The organism is Amycolatopsis sp. La24, from assembly GCF_029087445.1.
Lineage (GTDB): Bacteria > Actinomycetota > Actinomycetes > Mycobacteriales > Pseudonocardiaceae > Amycolatopsis > Amycolatopsis nivea.
On the sequence record NZ_JARACH010000024.1, the window covers coordinates 101,908 to 120,091 of the forward strand.

The 18,184-nt window shown below is 69.9% G+C and carries 13 protein-coding genes; 5 read left to right on the forward strand and 8 right to left on the reverse strand.

The window, feature by feature from the left end:
• Positions 1-17: 17 nt before the first annotated feature.
• The 6 genes from PUT80_RS23175 to PUT80_RS23200 form a co-directional block, all read right to left on the reverse strand.
• Positions 18-1,223 (reverse strand): ketosynthase chain-length factor, encoded by a 1,206-nt coding sequence (locus PUT80_RS23175; protein ID WP_275293403.1) that lies wholly within the window; start codon positions 1,221-1,223, stop codon positions 18-20.
• Complete coding sequence (locus tag PUT80_RS23180; RefSeq protein ID WP_081684878.1) at positions 1,220-2,473, reverse strand: beta-ketoacyl-[acyl-carrier-protein] synthase family protein; 1,254 nt, start codon at positions 2,471-2,473, stop codon at positions 1,220-1,222. The genes PUT80_RS23175 and PUT80_RS23180 overlap by 4 nt, the downstream gene beginning before the upstream one ends.
• 203 nt (positions 2,474-2,676) lie before the next feature.
• Entirely contained in the window at positions 2,677-4,764 is a 2,088-nt protein-coding gene (locus PUT80_RS23185) for an AfsR/SARP family transcriptional regulator (RefSeq protein WP_275293404.1), read from the reverse strand.
• A gap of 122 nt (positions 4,765-4,886) precedes the next feature.
• The gene (locus PUT80_RS23190; protein ID WP_238604354.1) at positions 4,887-5,642 is read right to left on the reverse strand and encodes an SDR family oxidoreductase; all 756 of its coding nucleotides are present in this window, start codon (positions 5,640-5,642) and stop codon (positions 4,887-4,889) included.
• 34 nt (positions 5,643-5,676) lie between these two features.
• The gene (locus PUT80_RS23195) at positions 5,677-7,227 is read right to left on the reverse strand and encodes an FAD-dependent oxidoreductase (protein WP_275293405.1); all 1,551 of its coding nucleotides are present in this window, start codon (positions 7,225-7,227) and stop codon (positions 5,677-5,679) included.
• The gene (locus PUT80_RS23200) at positions 7,224-8,246 is read right to left on the reverse strand and encodes a methyltransferase (protein ID WP_275293406.1); all 1,023 of its coding nucleotides are present in this window, start codon (positions 8,244-8,246) and stop codon (positions 7,224-7,226) included. The genes PUT80_RS23195 and PUT80_RS23200 overlap by 4 nt, the downstream gene beginning before the upstream one ends.
• Positions 8,247-8,527: 281 nt before the next feature.
• Here PUT80_RS23200 and PUT80_RS23205 point away from each other — a divergent pair, with 281 nt between their 5' ends.
• The gene (locus PUT80_RS23205) at positions 8,528-10,027 is read left to right on the forward strand and encodes an FAD-dependent monooxygenase (RefSeq protein WP_275293407.1); all 1,500 of its coding nucleotides are present in this window, start codon (positions 8,528-8,530) and stop codon (positions 10,025-10,027) included.
• Between the two features lie 241 nt (positions 10,028-10,268).
• Positions 10,269-13,952 carry a multifunctional oxoglutarate decarboxylase/oxoglutarate dehydrogenase thiamine pyrophosphate-binding subunit/dihydrolipoyllysine-residue succinyltransferase subunit gene (locus PUT80_RS23210; RefSeq protein ID WP_078870629.1) on the forward strand — a complete coding sequence of 1,228 codons (3,684 nt, stop codon included), beginning with the start codon at positions 10,269-10,271 and terminating at the stop codon, positions 13,950-13,952.
• A gap of 97 nt (positions 13,953-14,049) precedes the next feature.
• Here the strand turns inward: PUT80_RS23210 and PUT80_RS23215 are convergent, their stop codons facing one another.
• The gene (locus PUT80_RS23215; protein WP_134728112.1) at positions 14,050-14,499 is read right to left on the reverse strand and encodes a nitroreductase family deazaflavin-dependent oxidoreductase; all 450 of its coding nucleotides are present in this window, start codon (positions 14,497-14,499) and stop codon (positions 14,050-14,052) included.
• Positions 14,500-14,648: 149 nt separating this feature from the next.
• Between PUT80_RS23215 and PUT80_RS23220 the strand changes: the two genes are divergently transcribed.
• Entirely contained in the window at positions 14,649-15,887 is a 1,239-nt protein-coding gene (locus PUT80_RS23220) for an FAD-dependent oxidoreductase (RefSeq protein WP_275293408.1), read from the forward strand.
• A 59-nt stretch (positions 15,888-15,946) separates the two neighbouring features.
• Positions 15,947-17,146, forward strand: a complete 1,200-nt coding sequence (locus tag PUT80_RS23225; RefSeq protein WP_275293409.1) for an MFS transporter — start codon at positions 15,947-15,949, stop codon at positions 17,144-17,146.
• Here the strand turns inward: PUT80_RS23225 and PUT80_RS23230 are convergent.
• Positions 17,039-17,434 carry a hypothetical protein gene (locus tag PUT80_RS23230; protein WP_275293410.1) on the reverse strand — a complete coding sequence of 132 codons (396 nt, stop codon included), beginning with the start codon at positions 17,432-17,434 and terminating at the stop codon, positions 17,039-17,041. The genes PUT80_RS23225 and PUT80_RS23230 overlap by 108 nt on opposite strands.
• Positions 17,435-17,503: 69 nt before the next feature.
• On the opposite strand from PUT80_RS23230, the gene PUT80_RS23235 reads away from it, so the two are divergent.
• Complete coding sequence (locus tag PUT80_RS23235) at positions 17,504-18,031, forward strand: N-acetyltransferase (RefSeq protein ID WP_275293411.1); 528 nt, start codon at positions 17,504-17,506, stop codon at positions 18,029-18,031.
• Positions 18,032-18,184 lie beyond the last annotated feature (153 nt).

Sequence of the window (18,184 nt, forward strand, 5' to 3'; positions counted from 1 at the left end):
TCTTGAAAAGTCTTCCCTCACACTCCGCGCAACACGAGCGCGGCGTTGTGCCCGCCGATGCCGCGGGCGAGGACGACCGCGGCCCGCACCGGCGTTTCCCGCGCGGCACCGGTGACCAGGTCGATCCCGTGCTCCGGCACCGGATCCGAGACGTTCGGCGTCGGCGGCACCACGCCGTGGCGGATCGCCAGCGCCGCGCACGCGACGTCCAGCCCGGCCCCGCCCGCGGCCAACCGGCCGACCCCGGCTTTTGGCGCGGTGACCGGGACACCGCGTGCGCCGAACACCGCGGTGACCGCCTCGGCTTCCTCACGGTCGAGCGCGAGATCCCCGGCCGCGTCGGCAAAAACGACGTCAACCTCGGCGGCGGAAATGCCCGCGTCCGTCAGAGCGAGCTCGATCGCCCGCCGCAGTCCCGGCGGACGCCCGCTGCCCGGTTTCGGGTCGAAAGTGGACGCGTATCCGGCAATCTCGGCGTACGGCGGCTGCCGGTCCCGCGCCGAGTCCGCCGGTTCCAGCACTAGCACCGCGCCGCCCTCGCCGGGCACGTACCCGGCGGCGGACCGATCGAACGGCAGATAAGCCTTCGCCGGTTCGCTGCTCGTGCTGAGCCGTCCGGAGGTGAGCATCGCCGCCCAGCCCCACGGGCACAGTGCGCTGTCGATGCCGCCGGTCAGCGCGACCGCGGTCCCGGAACGCACCGCGCGCCGGGCCTTTCCGATCGCGTCCAGCCCGCCGGCTTGTTCGGACACCACCACCGCACCCGGCCCGCGCATGCCGTGCCGGATGGAGATCTGCCCGGTGTTGACGGCGTAGAACCACGCGAACGACTGGTACGCGCTGACGTACTTGCCGCCCTTGCTCCACATGTTCTGCAGTTCGCGCTGCCCGAACTCGTAGCCGCCTGCCGAACTGGCGGTGATCACCGCGAGGTTGAACCCGTCGTGCGCCTCCGGGTCGACGCCGGCGTCGGCCAGCGCCCATTCCGCGCCCACGAGCGACATCCGTGTGGAATGGTCGGTCTGCGGCAGCAACCGGCTGGGCAGGATGCCCTTCGCGCTGAACCCGGCGACCTCGCCGGCGAGCGTGCTGGGGTAGCTCGAAGCGTCGAACCGGGTCACCGGGCCGATTCCGCTGGCCCCTTCGAGGGTGGCTTCCCAGAACTGCTTGACCCCGCTTCCGGTCGGCGCGAGCACGCCGAGCCCGGTGATCACCGCGTTCATGCCGGACCGCCGACGTTGCTGGTGAGCACCATGGCGCTCTGGAACCCGCCGAACCCGCTGCCGACCGTCAGCACCGTATCCACCGCGGCTTCTCGTGCCACCAAAGGAATGTAGTCCAAGTCGAGCTCCGGGTCGGGTTCATTGAGGTTGGCCGTCGGCGGCAGCAGCCCGTCGCGCATGGCGAGCAGGCTGGCGGCGATCTCGATCGAGCCGATCGCGCCGAGCGAATGCCCGACCATCGACTTGATCGAGCTCACCGGGACGCGATAAGCGCGTTCTCCCAGCGAATTCTTGAACGCCTGCGTCTCGTGCCGGTCGTTCTGCTTCGTGCCCGAACCATGCGCGTTGACGTAGCCGATCGCTTCCGGCGTCACCCGCGCCTGGCCCATCGCCTGCCGGATCGCCTCGGTCATTTCCACGCCGTCCGCCCGCAACCCGGTCATGTGGTAGGCGTTGCACCGCGTGGCGAACCCGGCGATCTCGCCGTAGATCCGAGCCCCGCGGGCGAGCGCCCGGCCCAGTTCCTCCACCACGAACACCGCCGCGCCCTCGCCGAGCACGAACCCGTTGCGGGTGTTGTCGAACGGACGCGACGCCGTCGCCGCCTCGTCATTGCGCGGCGAGGTCGCCTTGATCGCGTCGAAGCACGCCACGGTGATCGGCGAGATCGGCGCGTCCGAACCGCCCGCGAGGACGACGTCCGCGCTGCCCTCGGCGATCAGGTCCCGCGCGTGGCCCACCGAGTCCAATCCGGACGTGCAGCCGGTCGAGATGACCTGCACCGACCCTTCCGCGCCCGCTTCCCAGGCCACTTCCTTGGCCATCGAACTCGGCACGAACTGGTCGAACAGATGCGGCACCGCGTAGTCCGCGTCGACCTCCCACTTCCGGCCGCCGTCGCTCACCACGACGTACTCGCGTTCGAGGCTCATCGTGGCCCCGACCGCGCTGCCGATCGAAACCCCGGTCCGGTACGGGTCCACATCGGACGGTGCGAGCCCCGCGTCGGCCAGCGCCTCCCGCGTGCACGCCACCGCGAACTGGGCCACCCGGTCCATCCGCCGCACCTGCTGCGGACCGAGCCCCGCCGCCTCCGGATCGAAATCGCATTCGGCGGCGATCCGCGAGCGGAACTGGGAGGCGTCGAAGAACGACACCGGCCGGGTGGCGGTCCGCCCGCCCGACACCATGTCCCAGAACGGTTCGCGCCCCGGTTTCCCCGGCGCGACAACACCTATCCCGGTGATCACCGCCCGCCGCGGACCTCCGCTGCCGTGCCGCGCCGGCACTCCCGCTGCCCCGGGGTGCCCCGCACTCGTACTCACTCCGTCTGCACCTGCCCTTCGCGCTCCGAGCGCCCGACGTCGCTGTTGTCGAGTCTGGGCCCGGGGTGTCCAAGACGGATCGAAGCGGGGTCGAACGCGCTCCAGCCGGATTCGACCCCGCCTCGTTCTCAGCCGGTGGCGACCGCGGCCTCGCGTGCTGCGGGCTCGGCTTCCCTTGCCAGCCAACGGCCCGCGAACGACGGGAGCCGGGGAACGCAGTAGACCGCGTCCGCCGTGGAAGGCCGCAGGACGTCTACATTGGACTCTGCGTCGTGGTACCGGTGCGGTCCCGAACCGCCGCGTTCGCCGATTTCCTCGGCCAGCCCGGCGGATTCGAGGTCCTCGAGCACTTCGCGCACCAGTTCTCCAGGGCGGCCGAGGAGCTTGACCGCGTCCGGCACGGTGAACTCGTCGATGCTCGCCAGCTGCCGGAACGCTTCCTGCGCCGGTCCGCACAGCGTCCGGTAACTCGCCCGGACGCTCGCGTCGACCGTGCCTTCCCCGCACGGCAACCGAAGCACCGCACCGGGATCGCGGGACAGCCGGTCGTGCATCCGGCGCAACGACCAGGCCGGCCGGTAGGCCAGGTACCCGCCGACCGCCGCGACGGCCAGCGGCAGCCTGCCGCACATCCGCACCAGCGCGCTGGCGCAGTCGAGGTCCTCCAGCATCCGCCGCCGCCCGATGAACTGGCCGAGCAGCTCCAGCGATTCGTTGACCGTCAGCGGCGGCAGGTTGACCGGCGCGACCACGCCGCGCAGGTACAGCCGCCGCCTGCTCGCGACCAGCAGCAAACTGCCGGAACCGCTGGGGCGCAACAGATCCACTTCGGAAGACCGGGCGGCGTCGTCCACGACGACCAGCAGCCGCCGGGTGGCGGTGTAGTCGCGGTAGACGTTCACCAGCTCGGACATCGAGGGCGACGGCGACAGCGGAACGCCGCACGCGCGCAGGCAGCCGGCGAGCACGTCGGCCATCGTCTCCTCGCCGCGGTGCACCGGCGTCAGCGACACGAAGATCTGCCCGTCCGGGAACGTCGCGCGGACCCGGTGCGCGACGTGCACGAGCAGCGCGGTCTTGCCCGCCCCCGGCCCGCCGGTGATCTCCACGACCGTGCTGCCGCCGGTGAGCTTGGTGCGCGCGGCGGAACACCGCCGCACCAGCTCGCGGATCTCCTCGTCCCGGCCGACGAAGTCGGGCACGTCGGACGGGAGGTGATTCGGCCCCAGCACCTCCGGCGCCGCGGGCCGCAGCGGGACCAGATCACCCTCCGCATCGGCGCGCACGACGGAAACCACTTCGACGACACTGCTCTCAGTCACGGTGTCGTTGTCGTCGATACTCCGGACGGCTACTTCCGCAGTGCGCTCATTTTGCGCGGTATGCCCGGTTTGCCCGTTGTCTAGACCAGTTGTGGCTTCACTCACACTGGACCCGCGCGGGGCCGGAAGAGTGAGCGCGGGATCGTCCACCAGGATCTGCTGGTGCACCGAACGCAGGGTCGCCGACGGCTCGATGCCCAGCTGTGCGATGAAATCACTGCGCACCCGATGGTAGACGTCGAGCGCCTCGACCCGGCGGCCGCAGCGGTAGAGCGCGACCATCAGCTTCGCCGAGTACGCCTCGTGCGTCGGATTCGCCTTGACCACCCCGGCGAGCTCGTCGACCACGCGCCGGTGCCTGCCCAGCGCCAGTTCGGCCTCGAACCGCAGGTCAAGCGCCGCCTTGCGGCTCTCCTCCAGCTGAGTCGCCCGCGCGGCGAGGGTCGGGCCGAGCGGGAGATCGGAGAGCGCGGCCCCGCGCCACAGTGCGAGCGCCTGTCTGGCCAGCTCGGCACAGGCTTCGAGATCACCGGCGTCGTGCCGGTCCCGAGCCTGGTCGAGCAGCGCCGAGAAGCGCACCGCGTCGACCACGTCCGCCCGCGGCACCTGCAGTTCATAACCGTGCGGGCGCGTTAGCAGTACTGTCGCTCCCTCCTCGGCCGAACCGGCCAGGCGCAGCGATTTGCGCAGCTGGTAGACGTAGGTCTGCAACGTCGTGGCCGCGCTCGCCGGAGGGTTGTTCTCCCACAGCTCCTCGACGAACTGCTCGAAGTGCACTGCCCGGTTGGCGTTCAGCGCGAGCATGGCCAGCACCGTGCGGAGCTTCGGCGCGGACGGCGTCTTGCCCACTCCGTCCGCGCGTACGGCCAGCGGTCCCAATATTGCGATCTGCATCCGACCCCCAGATACCTGCCGAAAGAGCACGCCAGGCAGCTGCCCGCGTGCTTCGCTTTCCCCCAGTGAGACGCCAGCGACGCTAGCAGAGAAACGGCTTCCTGATCCCGGGCGGGAAAAACTTAACGTCCGCCTGATACTTCTGCGAACTGTCCGTTCGTATTGCCGTTGGCGGCCGAACACAGGAACACTGCGAGTTGTGCGACATCACCCGGACAGCTCAATCGGCCACTGGGCGTGATGGCTCGCTCGCGCTCCAGCATCTCGGCCGGAACCTGTTGCGCAACACGGGGAGTGACGGTCAGGCCAGGAAGAATGGTGTTGACCAGCACTCCGTCACGGCCGACGTCCCAGGCGAGGCTCGTGGCGAAACCGTGCAATGCGGACTTCACCGCCCCATAAGCCTCGCGGCCCGGCTTGCCCGCGGTCGCCGCGCGCGACGAGATAAATGCGATCCGTCCCCATTTTTTCGCGCGCATACCGGGCAGCACCTTCGCCACTGTGTGGAACACCGGCGCGATATTCACATTGATGAACGAAGCGCAATCCTCCGTAGGTAGTTCTTCGAACAATTTTCCCGGCTTGCGCAGCGCGCCGGGACTGATCGCATTCGCGACCAGCACGTCCACCGGGCCCCAGTGCCGCTCCACGGTCTCGACCGCCGCGTCCACGCTGGCCAGTTCGGTCAGGTCGTAGTGCACGGCGAGCCCGCGGTCCGGCCCGCACTCGCGCGCGACCTCCTCCGCCGCCTCGCGGTTGGCCCGGTAGGTCACCGCGACCCGAGCCCCTTCCGCGGCGAACGTGCGCGCGAGTTCGGCCCCGATCCCGCCGCTGCCGCCGGTCACCAGCACGACCTTGCCGGTCAGCCCCAGATCCACCTTCGCTCCTCGAATTCGCGGCCCCGCGGGGCCGTCAGACAGAGATGTGCGCGTGCCGCAAGACGGCGCGCACGACAGCGGCGGACATCCGGTCGCCGCGGTCGGCCACGTAGCCGTCCGGGCGCGTCAGGATCCAGCCCGTCGCCGAAAGGCCGAGCGACCGCCGCAACGCGCCGTCGGCGTCCGGCAGGTCCCTGCCCGGGCCGGCCACCTGCGGCACCAGCCAGCCGCCCACGGACGGCAGTTCGGCTCGCTCCGCGTCCGGGCCGAGCACCAGCGTCCAGCCCGGTTCGCGCAACTGCGCCAGCAACGCCTGCCACGCCGGGGTTTCCGCGTCCGCACCGGCGACGACCGACAGCCGCTCGCCCGGTCGCGGTCCAGGCCCGGCCGCCGCGGAGCCGTCGCCATACGAAAGGCCCAGTGCGGACATTCCGCCCATGATCTTGCGTTCCAGCTTGCCGCGCAGCGCCGAAACGTTGCGCATCACGCCGAACGCCACCGGCAGCACTGCGGCGACGTACGGATTCTTCAGCTGTACCAGGAAAGTCGCCTTCTTCGTGGTGCGCAGCAGCTCCGCGCCCACCGGCACGCGCTCGCGCGAGTAGCTGTCGAGCAACTGCTCGTCGGCGTGCCCGTCGATCACCATCGCCAGCTTCCACGCGAGGTTGTACGCGTCCTGGACGCCGGTGTTCATCCCCTGACCGGACGCCGGGCTGTGCACGTGTGCGGCGTCGCCAGCGACCAGACAGCGGCCGGACCGCATCGACGGCACCATCCGCTGCTGGATGGAGAACACCGAAACCCACGTCGGCGGGGAAACCACGGTCGGCACGCCGGTCGCCGCGGACACCTTCTCCGAGAACCGCCGCGCGACCGCCGCGTCGTCGCCGGAGCCGGAGTACTCGACGTCCCGGGTGTCGAGCAGCCGCCATTTGCCCTCGTCCGGGAACGGCACCATCATCACCGAACCGCCCGGGGTCCGGATGAGATGAATACTGTCGCGCGGCAACGCGGTGTCCGCCTGCGCGTCGGCGATCAGCCAGGTCTCCGACGAGTCGCCTTCGAGCTTCAGCCCCAGCTTCTTGCGCACCGCGCTGTGCCCGCCGTCGCAGCCGACCAGCCAGTCCGCCGAGGTCTCCTCGACCTCGCCGTCGCGTTCGAGCCGCACCTGGACGCCGTCTCCGGTGTCGGTGAAGTCGGCCAAGGCGACGCCCCATTCGACCTCGACGCCCTGCTTGGCCAGCGCGGTCCGCAGCACCTCCTCGGTGATGACCTGGTCGACCATCAACGTGAACGGCAGCCGCGTCGGCAGCCGCGAGTAGTCCGCCCGGAGACCGACCATTCGCTTGCCGCGCATGTGGATCGTGAACGCGCGCACCTGCTGCCCGCGCGGCAGCAGGTCGTCGAGCACGCCCATCTGGTCGTAGATCTCCAGCGAACGCGGATGCGTCGCCAGCGCCCGGCTGGTCACCGCCGGACCGCCCGCCCGGTCCACGATCCGCACCCGCACGCCGCGCCGGGCCAGTTCGTGCGCGGCGGTCAGCCCGACCGGCCCGGCCCCGACTACCAGCGCTTGCGCACTCACGGTTTCACCGCGACCACAACGGTGTCGTTGCCCTTCGGCAGAGTGGTGGCGGCGCGGAATTCCAACCCGGCTTCGGCCAGCCACTCGCGCAGCTGCGGCACGGTGTACTCGGAACCGCCGTCGGTGATCAGTCCGACGTTGATGCTGCCGACCAGGCTGCGCAGATCCGGGTTCTCGGCGTCGAGGATCTGGTCGTACACCACGACCGCGCCCCCGCTCGGCACCGCGTTTTTGGCCCGCACCAACAGTTCCACGCGCCGCTGCGGGTCCCAGTCGTGCAGCACGTGGCCGAACACGACGACGTCGGTCTCCGGCAGCGGCGTCTCGAAGAAGTCGCCGGGGTGGAACGTGACCCGGTCCGCGACGCCCAGTTCCGCCATCAGCTCGTCGAAGTGCGGTTCGATCGGCGGCAGCTCGAACACGCCGCCCTGCAGATGCGGGTGCGCGAGGCACAACTGCGCCGCGACGTTGCCGCGCGCGCCGCCGACGTCGACGAAGCTCTTGTACTCCGACCAGTCCACGTGCTCGGCCAGCTGCGGCGCGACCAACGCGTTGTTCGCGTCCATGTGCACCAGGAAAGCCTTGGCGCGCACCGGATCCTCGTACAGCTTGGCGAACGCGCCGTGCCCTCCGATGTCCGCCTTCGGCTCGCCGTCGCGCAGCGCCTCGGACAGCTTGCCCCACATCGCGTAGTGCCGCTGCGACGTCGTGCGGACCCGCGCGCCGAGGTAGCCGCCGCCGGACGCGCCCGGCACCAGTACCTCCGCAGTAGCTGGCGCGTTGCTGAACTTCTCGCCGTCGCGCTCCAGCAGGCCGAGCGCGGCCAGCGCCTGGACGAAATCGCCGGTGAACCGCTGGTGCAGACCGAGTTCCTGGCGAATCTCGTCGATCGTCCTCGGCGCGTCCGCCAGCAACTCGAACACTCCCAGTTCGACCGCGCTGTGCAGGATCTTCGACTGGGTGAACAGCATGTTGAGGCGGCCGATCGCCTGCGCGTCCACGGTGGGGTGGGCAGTCATCCCGGGTCGTACCTGCCTTCCTTATCTGGTGGTCCGCGCGCAGGACAGCCGCGGAAACCTTCGTGTGCGGCGATGCTTCCGGCCGGGTCTCGAAGGCCCCTCAACACGCTCTCGACCTCCGCCGACGCCCCGCTCGGGCCGTCCCGGAGACCGTCCAAGACCGCTCGGCTAGCGCTGAATCCCCAGCACAGCGCGTATAGCCGCGGACCCGCGCGGTGCTCCAGGCTTGTCCGTGCTGACAACAGGGTGAGCACAGGCACGGACACATGGGGAGCACCGGGATGGATGTCGAGTACGACGTGGTGATCGTGGGCGGCGGCCCGGTCGGGCTGATGCTCGCGAGCGAACTCGGGCTGCGGCCCGGCCGGGTGCTCGTGCTCGAGCGGCTCGCCGAGCCGAGCGGGCAGTCCCGTGCGCTCGGCCTGCACTCGCGCACCGTCGAGGTGCTCGACCAGCGCGGCCTGCTGCCCCGCTTCAGCGAGGGCGCGCCGGTGTGGCCGAAGGGGCACTTCGCCGGCATGCGGCTGCTCGACCTCAGCAAGCTCAACGGGCGCCACACGTACGCGCTGATGGTCCCGCAGTCGCGCACCGAGGCGATCCTCGAAGAGCGCGCGCGGGAACTGGACGTCGAGATCCGCCGCGGGCACCGGCTCACCGAACTGGAGAACGGGCCCGACGCGGTGGTCGCCACCGTGACCGGCCCGGACGGCGAGTACCGGATCCGCTCCCGCTACCTCGTCGGCTGCGACGGCGGCAGCAGCCTGGTCCGCAAACTGGCCGGCATCGACTTCCCCGGCACCGCCTCCAACATCGACGCGATGCTCGCCGACGTCCACCTCGACCAGGTGCCCGACGGCCCGCACCTGGCCCGCTGCAAGGGCGGCGTGTTCGGCACGGTCCCGCTCGGCGGCGACCTCTACCGCGTCGTGTCGGTCGAGTTCCGGCCGCCGACCGCGCACCGCGACGACCCGGTCGAACTGGAGGAACTCGCCGCCTCGGTCAAGCGGGTCACCGACCAGGAACTCCCGATGCGCGACCCGGTGTGGCTCTCGCGCTTCGGCGACGCGACCCGGCAGGCCGCGCAGTACCGCAAGGGCCGGGTCATGCTCGCCGGCGACGCGGCGCACGTGCACTTCCCGGCGGGCGGACAGGGCCTCAACACCGGCATCCAGGACGTGGTGAACCTCGGCTGGAAGCTCGCCGCGGTCGTCAACGGCAGCCCGGACCGGCTGCTCGACACCTACCACGACGAACGCCACCCGGTCGGCGCGCGCGTCTGCTTCAACACCCAGGCCCAGCTCGCCCTGATGGACCCGCGCCCGGAGATCGGCCCGCTGCGCGAGCTGTTCGGGACGCTGATGGAGTTCGACGAGGTCAACCGCTACCTCGCGGAGATGATCACCGCGCTCGACGTGCGCTACCCGACCTTCCCCGCCTCGGACCACCCGCTGGCCGGGACACGGGTGCCGGAGTGGTCGATCGTCGCGGACGGCGCCGCGACGACCACGATGAAGCTCCTGCACTCCGGCCGCGGCGTGCTCGTCGACCTCACCGACGGCCCCGCCGTCGCCCGCACCGCCGCGCCGTGGCTCGACCGGCTCGACCTCGTGTCCGGCACCCCGTGCACCAGCGAGGTCCCGGCCGCCTTCCTGCTCCGCCCGGACGGGCACGTCGCCTGGCTCGCCGAAAGCCCGGACACCGATCCCGCCGATCTGCGCGAAGCCCTGCGCGCGTGGTTCGGACCAGCGCCGGTGCGTTCGCTGCCCGCCGCGGCGAGCTGACACGAGGGCCGGCGCTGTGTCCGGGATCACCCCAAACCGGCCGAGGTGACGGCATTCGGCCCTTGCGACGCGTACGGTGGGCCCTGCTGTCTGTCAGGCTGGGCCTCTCAACCGATCCAGACAATGACCTGTCTCACGAGCGTCCAGGTGGCGTGTTTCGGGCCACCGGCAGGGGACTAGCCTGGCGGTCAGCAGATGCTTGTGATATCGGATCGAGAATGGATAGAGGCGAGAGCCAGCCGTGGCCAGCAGCAGTCCCGCATCGCAGTTCGGTGCCAATGAGTGGCTCGTCGAAGAAATGTACGAGCGGTTTCTCGCGGACCCCCAGTCGGTAGACGCCGCCTGGCACGATTTCTTCGCCGACTACAAGCCCACTCCGGGCGGCAACGGCACCCAGGCGGAAGGGAACGGGGAAGCCAAGGCGGCCCCCGCCGCCAAGCCCGCCGCCCCCGCCGCGAAGGCCCCGGCGGCGCCGGCCGCCAAGGCAGCGCCCGCCCCGGCGGCCAAGGCCCCGGCCAAGCCCGCCCCGGCCGCGAAGCCCGCGGCTTCCGCGCCCGCCAAGTCCGCTCCGGCGAAGGACGCCGAGCCGGAGTCCAAGCAGCTGCGCGGCGCCGCGGCCGCGATCGCCAAGAACATGGACGCCTCGCTTTCCGTGCCCACCGCGACCAGCGTGCGCGCGGTCCCGGCGAAGCTGATGGCGGACAACCGCATCGTCATCAACAACCACCTCAAGCGCACCCGCGGCGGCAAGATCTCCTTCACGCACCTCATCGGCTACGCCATGGTGCGGGCGCTGAAGGACTTCCCGAACATGAACCGGCACTACAAGCTGATCGACGGGAAGCCGTTCGCGATCACGCCGGAGCACGTCAACTTCGGGCTTGCCATCGACATGAAGGGCAAGGACGACTCCCGCACTCTCGTCGTGGCCTCCATCAAGGCCACCGAGAACATGACCTTCATGCAGTTCTGGCAGGCCTACGAGGAGATCGTCAAGAAGGCCCGCACGAACAAGCTCACCGCGGACGACTTCGCGGGCACCACCATCTCGCTCACCAACCCGGGCGGCATCGGCACGAACCACTCGGTGCCGCGGCTGCAGGCGGGCCAGGGCGCGATCATCGGCGTCGGCGCGATGCAGTACCCGGCGTCGTTCGAGGGCACCAGCGAGAAGACCCTCGTCGACCTCGCGGTCAGCAAGATCATGACGCTGACCTCGACGTACGACCACCGCATCATCCAGGGCGCGGAGTCCGGCGAGTTCCTGAAGCGCATTCACGAACTGCTGCTCGGCGAGGACGGCTTCTACGACGACGTCTTCACCAGCCTGCGGCTGCCGTACGAGCCGATCCGCTGGGTCGCCGACATCCCGGACGGCCCGGTCGACAAGACCGCGCGCGTCATGGAGCTGATCGAGGCGTTCCGGATGCGCGGCCACCTGATGGCCGACACCGACCCGCTGAACTACCGCCAGCGCAGCCACCACGACCTCGACGTGCTCAGCCACGGCCTGACCCTGTGGGACCTGGACCGCGAGTTCGCCGTCGGCGACTTCTCCAGCCGCGAGCGGATGAAGCTGCGCGACATCCTCGGCGTGCTGCGCGACTCCTACTGCCGCACGGTCGGCGTGGAGTACACGCACATCCTCGACCCCGAGGAGCGGCGCTGGATCCAGGAGCGCGTCGAGGTCCGGCACAGCAAGCCGGAGCCGTCCGCGCAGAAGTACATCCTGTCGAAGCTCAACGCCGCCGAGGCGTTCGAGACCTTCCTGCAGACCAAGTACGTCGGCCAGCGGCGGTTCTCGCTGGAAGGCGGCGAGACCCTGGTCCCGCTGCTGGACACGGTGCTCGACAAGGCCGCCGAGGCCGAGCTCGACGAGGTCGTCATCGGCATGCCGCACCGCGGCCGGCTGAACGTGCTGGCGAACATCGTCGGCAAGCCGATCAGCCAGATCTTCCAGGAGTTCGAGGGCAACCTCGACCCGGGCCAGGCGCACGGCTCCGGCGACGTGAAGTACCACCTCGGCGCCGAGGGCAAGTACTTCCGGATGTTCGGCGACGGGGAGACCCGGGTCTCGCTGGCGTCCAACCCGTCGCACCTGGAGACCGTCGACCCGGTCCTCGAGGGCATCGTCCGCGCCAAGCAGGACGTCCTCGACAAGGGCGGCGAGGGCTACACCGTCCTGCCGGTCCTGATGCACGGCGACGCGGCCTTCGCGGGCCAGGGCGTCGTGGCCGAGACCCTGAACCTCGCGCTGCTGCGCGGCTACCGCACCGGCGGCACCGTGCACGTGGTCGTCAACAACCAGGTCGGCTTCACCACCGCGCCGGAGCACTCGCGGTCGAGCCAGTACGCCACGGACGTCGCGAAGATGATCGGCGCGCCGGTCTTCCACGTGAACGGCGACGACCCCGAGGCCGCGCACTGGGTCGCGAAGCTGGCGGTCGACTACCGCCAGGCGTTCCACAAGGACGTCGTGATCGACCTGATCTGCTACCGCCGCCGCGGCCACAACGAGGGCGACGACCCCTCGATGACGCAGCCGGCGATGTACGACATCATCGACACGAAGCGTTCGGTCCGGAAGATCTACACCGAATCGCTGATCGGCCGGGGCGACATCTCCGTCGAAGAGGCCGAGGCCGCGCTGCGCGACTTCTCCAGCCAGCTCGAGCACGTCTTCAACGAGGTGCGCGAACTGGAGAAGCACCCGGCGAAGGCGAGCCCTTCGGTCGAGGGCGAGCAGCAGATCCCGGCGAAGGTCACCACCGCCGTGTCGCGCGAGGTCGTCGAGAAGATCGGCGACGCGTTCGTCAACCTGCCCGAGGGCTTCACCCCGCACCCGCGGGTCAAGCCGGTCATGGAGCGCAGGCACAAGATGTCGCGCGAGGGCGGCGTCGACTGGGCGTTCGGCGAACTGCTGGCGTTCGGGTCGCTGGCGCTGGAAGGCCGTCTCGTGCGGCTGTCCGGCCAGGACTCCCGGCGCGGCACGTTCACCCAGCGGCACTCGGTGTTCATCGACCGCAAGAACGGCCAGGAGTACTCGCCGCTGCAGCACCTGGCCGACGGCCAGGGCCGCGTGATGATCTACGACTCGGCGCTGTCGGAGTACGCGGCCGTCGGCTTCGAGTACGGCTACTCGGTGGCGAACTCCGAGGCGCTCGTGATGTGGGAAGCGCAGTTCGGCGACTTCGTCAACGGCGCGCAGACCGTGATCGACGAGTACATCTCCTCCGGCGAGGCCAAGTGGGGCCAGCGCTCGGACGTCGTGCTGCTGCTGCCGCACGGCCACGAGGGCCAGGGCCCGGACCACACGTCCGGCCGGATCGAGCGGTTCCTGTCGCTGTGCGCGGAAGCGTCGATGACCGTCGCGGTGCCCTCCACCCCGGCGAACTACTTCCACCTGCTGCGCCGGCACGCCCTCGACGGCATCCAGCGTCCGCTCATCGTCTTCACTCCGAAGTCGATGCTGCGCAACAAGGCGGCGACGTCGACGGTCGAGGACTTCACCGGCCAGAGCCGCTTCATGTCGGTGATCGACGACGCCACGCAGGACCCGGCGAAGGTCCGCAAGGTGCTGCTCACCTCGGGCAAGCTCTACTGGGAGCTGGTGGCCGAGCGCGAGAAGCGCGGCGCCGACGACGTCGCGATCGTGCGGATCGAGCAGTACTACCCGCTGCCGAAGAAGAAGCTGCTGGCCGCGGTGGAGCGCTACTCGAACGCCAGCCAGATCGCGTGGGTCCAGGAGGAGCCGGAAAACCAGGGCGCGTGGCCGTTCTTCGGCCTCAACCTGCCCCGGAAGTTCCCGGAGTTCTTCACCGGCCTCGACGTGGTGGCGCGCCGCCCGATGGCCGCCCCGTCGGCGGGTTCGTCGAAGGTGCACGACGTCGAGCAGAAGGCGCTGATCGCCAAGGCGTTCGACTGATCCTCAGTTACGCAGAAGGCCGCCGCGGGACTCGTTCCCGCGGCGGCCTTCGCCGTTTCCTGAACCTTGGCGATCGTGCGTCCGGCCTTCGCCGTCCTCAGATCGTTTCCACCCGAAAAACCGCGATCCTCCCCGCAGCAGCCGCCACCCCGTCCGGCGTCGGCGACTCCGCCAGCCCCGTCGTGACATAACGTCGCCCCACGCTCGGCGGCCCGTCGGCGACCACCTCTCGCAGCACCGGCCCCCGCTCCGCGACCGGCAGTTCCGCGAACCGCACCCGTCGCGATCGCCGTCCCCGCGACAGCGTGCCCTCCCCCGCCGCGCGGACGTTCGCCACCCACGCCGCCTTCGGGAACGCCTGGATCAGGTACTCCCCGCCCTGGACTTTCAATACCGCCAACGGAAACGTCCGCGGCTCGCCGCTGCGCCGCCCGGGGACGGTGAGCAGTTCCATCGGCCCGAACGCGAGCCCCGCGCGCTGCAGGGCGGTGATGACCCGGTTGATCGTGTTGACCTTGCGCCGGTATCCGGCTGCCTTCGTGTCCATGCCCCGAGCGTACGCCAACTTGTATGAGTTTCATACTTTCTGATCTTCATAGATATACCTTGCGGGTATGCCCGGGGTGCCGGATAGGCAGTGGCGACCTCCCGGCCGGACCCAGTTCACTGGGTGCCAAACACCCGAGGAGGGCTGGAGTGCACTACGACGTCGTCGTAGTCGGAGGCGGTGCTGGGGGTATCGCCTCCGCTGCCGGGGCGGCGCGCACCGGGGCGCGGGTGCTGCTGGTCGAGCAGTACCCGTACCTTGGCGGCGCGGCGACGATCAGTTCCGTGCTGACCCTCTGCGGTTTCTTCGACCAGACCGGCCAGCAGGTCGTCGCGGGCGTCGGCGAGGAGGTGCTGCGGCGGCTGCGGCACCGGGGCGCCTACGAAGAGAAGACGATGGGCTGGACCGGCAACAAGATCGTCTTGCTCGACCTGGAAACCACCAAACTGGTGTACGACGAGCTGGCCGCCGACGCCGGCGTGGACGTCCTCCTGCACACCAAGCTCATCGGCGCGCGGCGGACGCACGGCATCGTCACCGAGGTCGAACTGCACCACCGCGGCGGCCGGGAACGGGTCACCGCCGGTGCGTTCGTCGACGCCAGCGGCGACGGCGCGCTCCTGGCCGCCGCCGGAGCCGCCGTCCGCGTCGCCCCGTTGCGCGACCGGCAAACCAGCACGCTCGTCTGCCGGTTCTCCGGCGTCCCCGAAGACGCGGACCTCTCGCGCGAGGGCCTGCGCGCCGCCGTCGCCGCGTATCAACGGGAAACCGGCGTCCAGCTGCCCCGCGACTACGGCATCGCCGTGCATCTTCCGTTGACCCGCAACGTAATCGCCCTCCTGGTGGACGAACAAACCGACGTCCTGGACGCCGCCTCGCTGAGCCGCGACGAAGCCGACGCGCGACGTCAGGCATGGCAATACCTGGACGCCCTGCGCAAACACCTCTCCGGCTGGTCGTCAGCGCGCCTCGAGGAAACCGGCCCCCAGCTAGGCATCCGCGAAGGCCGCCACCTGGTCGGCCGCGAACAGCTCACCGGCCGCGACGTCCTGACCGCCCGCAAACGCCCCGACGTGTCCATCGGCCGCTGCGGCTGGCCCATCGAAGACCACGCGGGCCCCGGCGTCACCCGCTACGAACCGATCGCCGACCGAGGCTGGTACGACCTCCCCTACGGCGCGATCTGCTCCGCCGACACCGCGAACCTCTGGGCAGCCGGCCGCCTGACCAGCTCCGACGACGACGCGTACGCCTCCGTCCGCGTCATGGGCACCGCCTTCGCGACCGGCCACGCCGCGGGCATCGCCGCCGCACAGTACGTCGACGGCCGAGCCCACGACGTCCGCGCGATCCGGGCCGAGTTGCACCGTCAGGATGCCTTGGCTTGACCCGCGACCGCCGGTAACGGGAACCTTCCCTGATCATCCGTCAGGTCGAAGGAGGCCCCATGCCGAGCCGCTATCGCTGGGTCGTCCTGCTGCTCTGCTGGGCTGTGTTCACGATGACCTCGGTGGACCGGTCGACCTGGGGCCCGGCGTCCTCGGCGGTCAGCGATTCGCTCGGCGTCCCGCTGGCCGCGCTCGGGATCTTCGCCACCTGCTACTACATCGGCTACGTCATCTCGAACACCGCCGGCGGCTTCCTCTCCGACTGGCTCGGCAGCCGCGCGATCCTGGGCATCAGCTCCTTCGTCGCAGGCGCGCTGATGGTGGGGTTCGGCTCGACCACGTCCATCGCCTGGGGCCTGGTCCTGCAAGCTCTGCTGGGCCTGTTCGCGGGCGTCGACTTCTCCGCCGGACTGAAGCTGATCACCACCTGGTTCCGCCCGGAGGAGCACGGACTCGCGAGCGGCATCTTCATGACCGCGACGTCACTGGGCACAGTCGTAGCCAACGCCGTCGTGCCCACGCTCGTGAAAACCAGCGGCTGGCCCGTGTCGTACCACCTCTTCGGCGGCGTCACCGTCGTACTCGGCCTGCTGTGCCTGGTCTTCATCCGCAACGGCAACGCCTCCACGTCCACCCGCCGCGGTTTGCCGGACCCCCGCCCGCTCTTCCGCAACCGCGACCTGCTGCTGCTGGGCTTAGCCGGTTTCGGCGGACTGTGGGGCACCTACGGTTTCGTCACCTGGTCCAACACGCTGATGATCCGCGGCGAACACATCGACCCCGTACGGGCCGGCGTAGTCCTGGTCATCTTCTCCGGCACAGCGGTAGTGATCAAACCGCTGATCGGCTGGCTCACCGACAAAATCGGCCTGGGCAGGCGAATCCCCATCATCGCCGTACTCATCCTCTTCGGCGGCGCTCTGCTGGTCTTCGGTTCCCTGAGCAGCTACGGCGCTTTCCTAGTGGTAGCCCCGATTCTCGGCATCGGCGCGTACGCTTACAGCCCGCTGACCGCCGCCATGATCCCCGCGTTGACCGGTGTCCGCCTAGCCGGTTCCGCGGCTGGCGCGGTGAACGCCTTCTGGCAACTGGGCAGCGTCATCGTGCCCGCCGTCGTCGGCCCGGTCTTCCACGCGACCGGCTCGTTCTATTCAGCGTTCCTCACCCTGGCCGCCGGACCGCTCGTGGGAGCCGCGGTCCTCCTCTTCATGCGAGACGACCGCCCGGCCCGGATCGCTCCCCAAACCGTCACGGCCTAGCACCGGAAACTCCGTCTCGATCGACGCCAACCCGTCGATGATCGCCGGCAGCTCAGCCTGATCGAGCTCGCCAATCCGAAACGACAGCCGGTTCCCCCGCCCGTCGGTCGCGGTTCCCTCGGCCCGCAACCCAGCGGGCACCCGCGCGGAAAACCCGCCGACCACCAGGTCAACCGGACTGAAAAGCCAGTTGCCGTCCCAGAAATCGACCGCCCCCGTGTGCATCCGCCCCAGCACGTAGATCACCAGCCGATCGCCGTGCGCCGCCCCTATCGCCACCTCGCTCATCACCCCCACTCTAATGCGGCCCGCCAAAATGAATTTCCTCTCAAGCCGCCGCTCAGGGAAACTGGGCGCATGCAGATCCGCCAGTCGACCGCCGCCGACGCACCAGCGATCCATGCTGTGCACACCGCCGCGTTCCGCGTCCACAATCCCGATGTCACCGGGGAAATGCCGGAAGCGAAACTGGTCACCGAGCTCACCGCCGACGGCGACCTGCTCCCCGCACTCTCCCTCGTCGCCCTGCGCGACGGAGAGGTCATCGGCCACGCCTGCTCCAGCCCAGGCCGCCTCGGCGACGACCCAAACTCCGCCATCGGCTTCGGCCCGCTAGGCGTCCACCCGGACCGTCACCGCGGCGGCGCAGGCTCAGCCCTGGTCCACGCAACGATCGGCGCCGCCAACGCACTCGGCTACCGCCTGATCGTGCTGTTGGGCGACCCAGGCTATTACTCCCGCTTCGGCTTCGTCATGGCCGAAAAGCTCGGCGTCACGCCGCCGGTACCGGAATGGGCACCGCATTTCCAGGCGCTGCCGCTGGCGGCGTATACCCCGGAAAACCGCGGCGCGTTCCGCTACGCGGCGGCTTTCGACCGGCTCTGAGGCGGCAGCCCTCGTGAGTGGCGAATCCGGTTAGAACCCAATGCCGCGTAGCTTAGTTTGATCATGCTGCTGGGGTGAGTTTGCGGAGTCTGATGGCGGGTGGGCCGGGGTGGCGGGTGCTGGCGGGTTCGGTGCGTTTCTTGACCCGGTAGG

Bases quoted from the DNA above. Each gene is read 5' to 3' on its own strand.
- PUT80_RS23175 (WP_275293403.1), bottom strand. From the start codon at position 1,223: ATGAACGCGGTGATCACCGGGCTCGGCGTGCTCGCGCCGACCGGAAGC.
- PUT80_RS23185 (WP_275293404.1), bottom strand. From the start codon at position 4,764: ATGCAGATCGCAATATTGGGACCGCTGGCCGTACGCGCGGACGGAGTG.
- PUT80_RS23200 (WP_275293406.1), bottom strand. From the start codon at position 8,246: ATGACTGCCCACCCCACCGTGGACGCGCAGGCGATCGGCCGCCTCAAC.
- PUT80_RS23205 (WP_275293407.1), top strand. From the start codon at position 8,528: ATGGATGTCGAGTACGACGTGGTGATCGTGGGCGGCGGCCCGGTCGGG.
- PUT80_RS23215 (WP_134728112.1), bottom strand. From the start codon at position 14,499: ATGGACACGAAGGCAGCCGGATACCGGCGCAAGGTCAACACGATCAAC.
- PUT80_RS23225 (WP_275293409.1), top strand. From the start codon at position 15,947: ATGCCGAGCCGCTATCGCTGGGTCGTCCTGCTGCTCTGCTGGGCTGTG.
- PUT80_RS23230 (WP_275293410.1), bottom strand. From the start codon at position 17,434: ATGAGCGAGGTGGCGATAGGGGCGGCGCACGGCGATCGGCTGGTGATC.
- PUT80_RS23235 (WP_275293411.1), top strand. From the start codon at position 17,504: ATGCAGATCCGCCAGTCGACCGCCGCCGACGCACCAGCGATCCATGCT.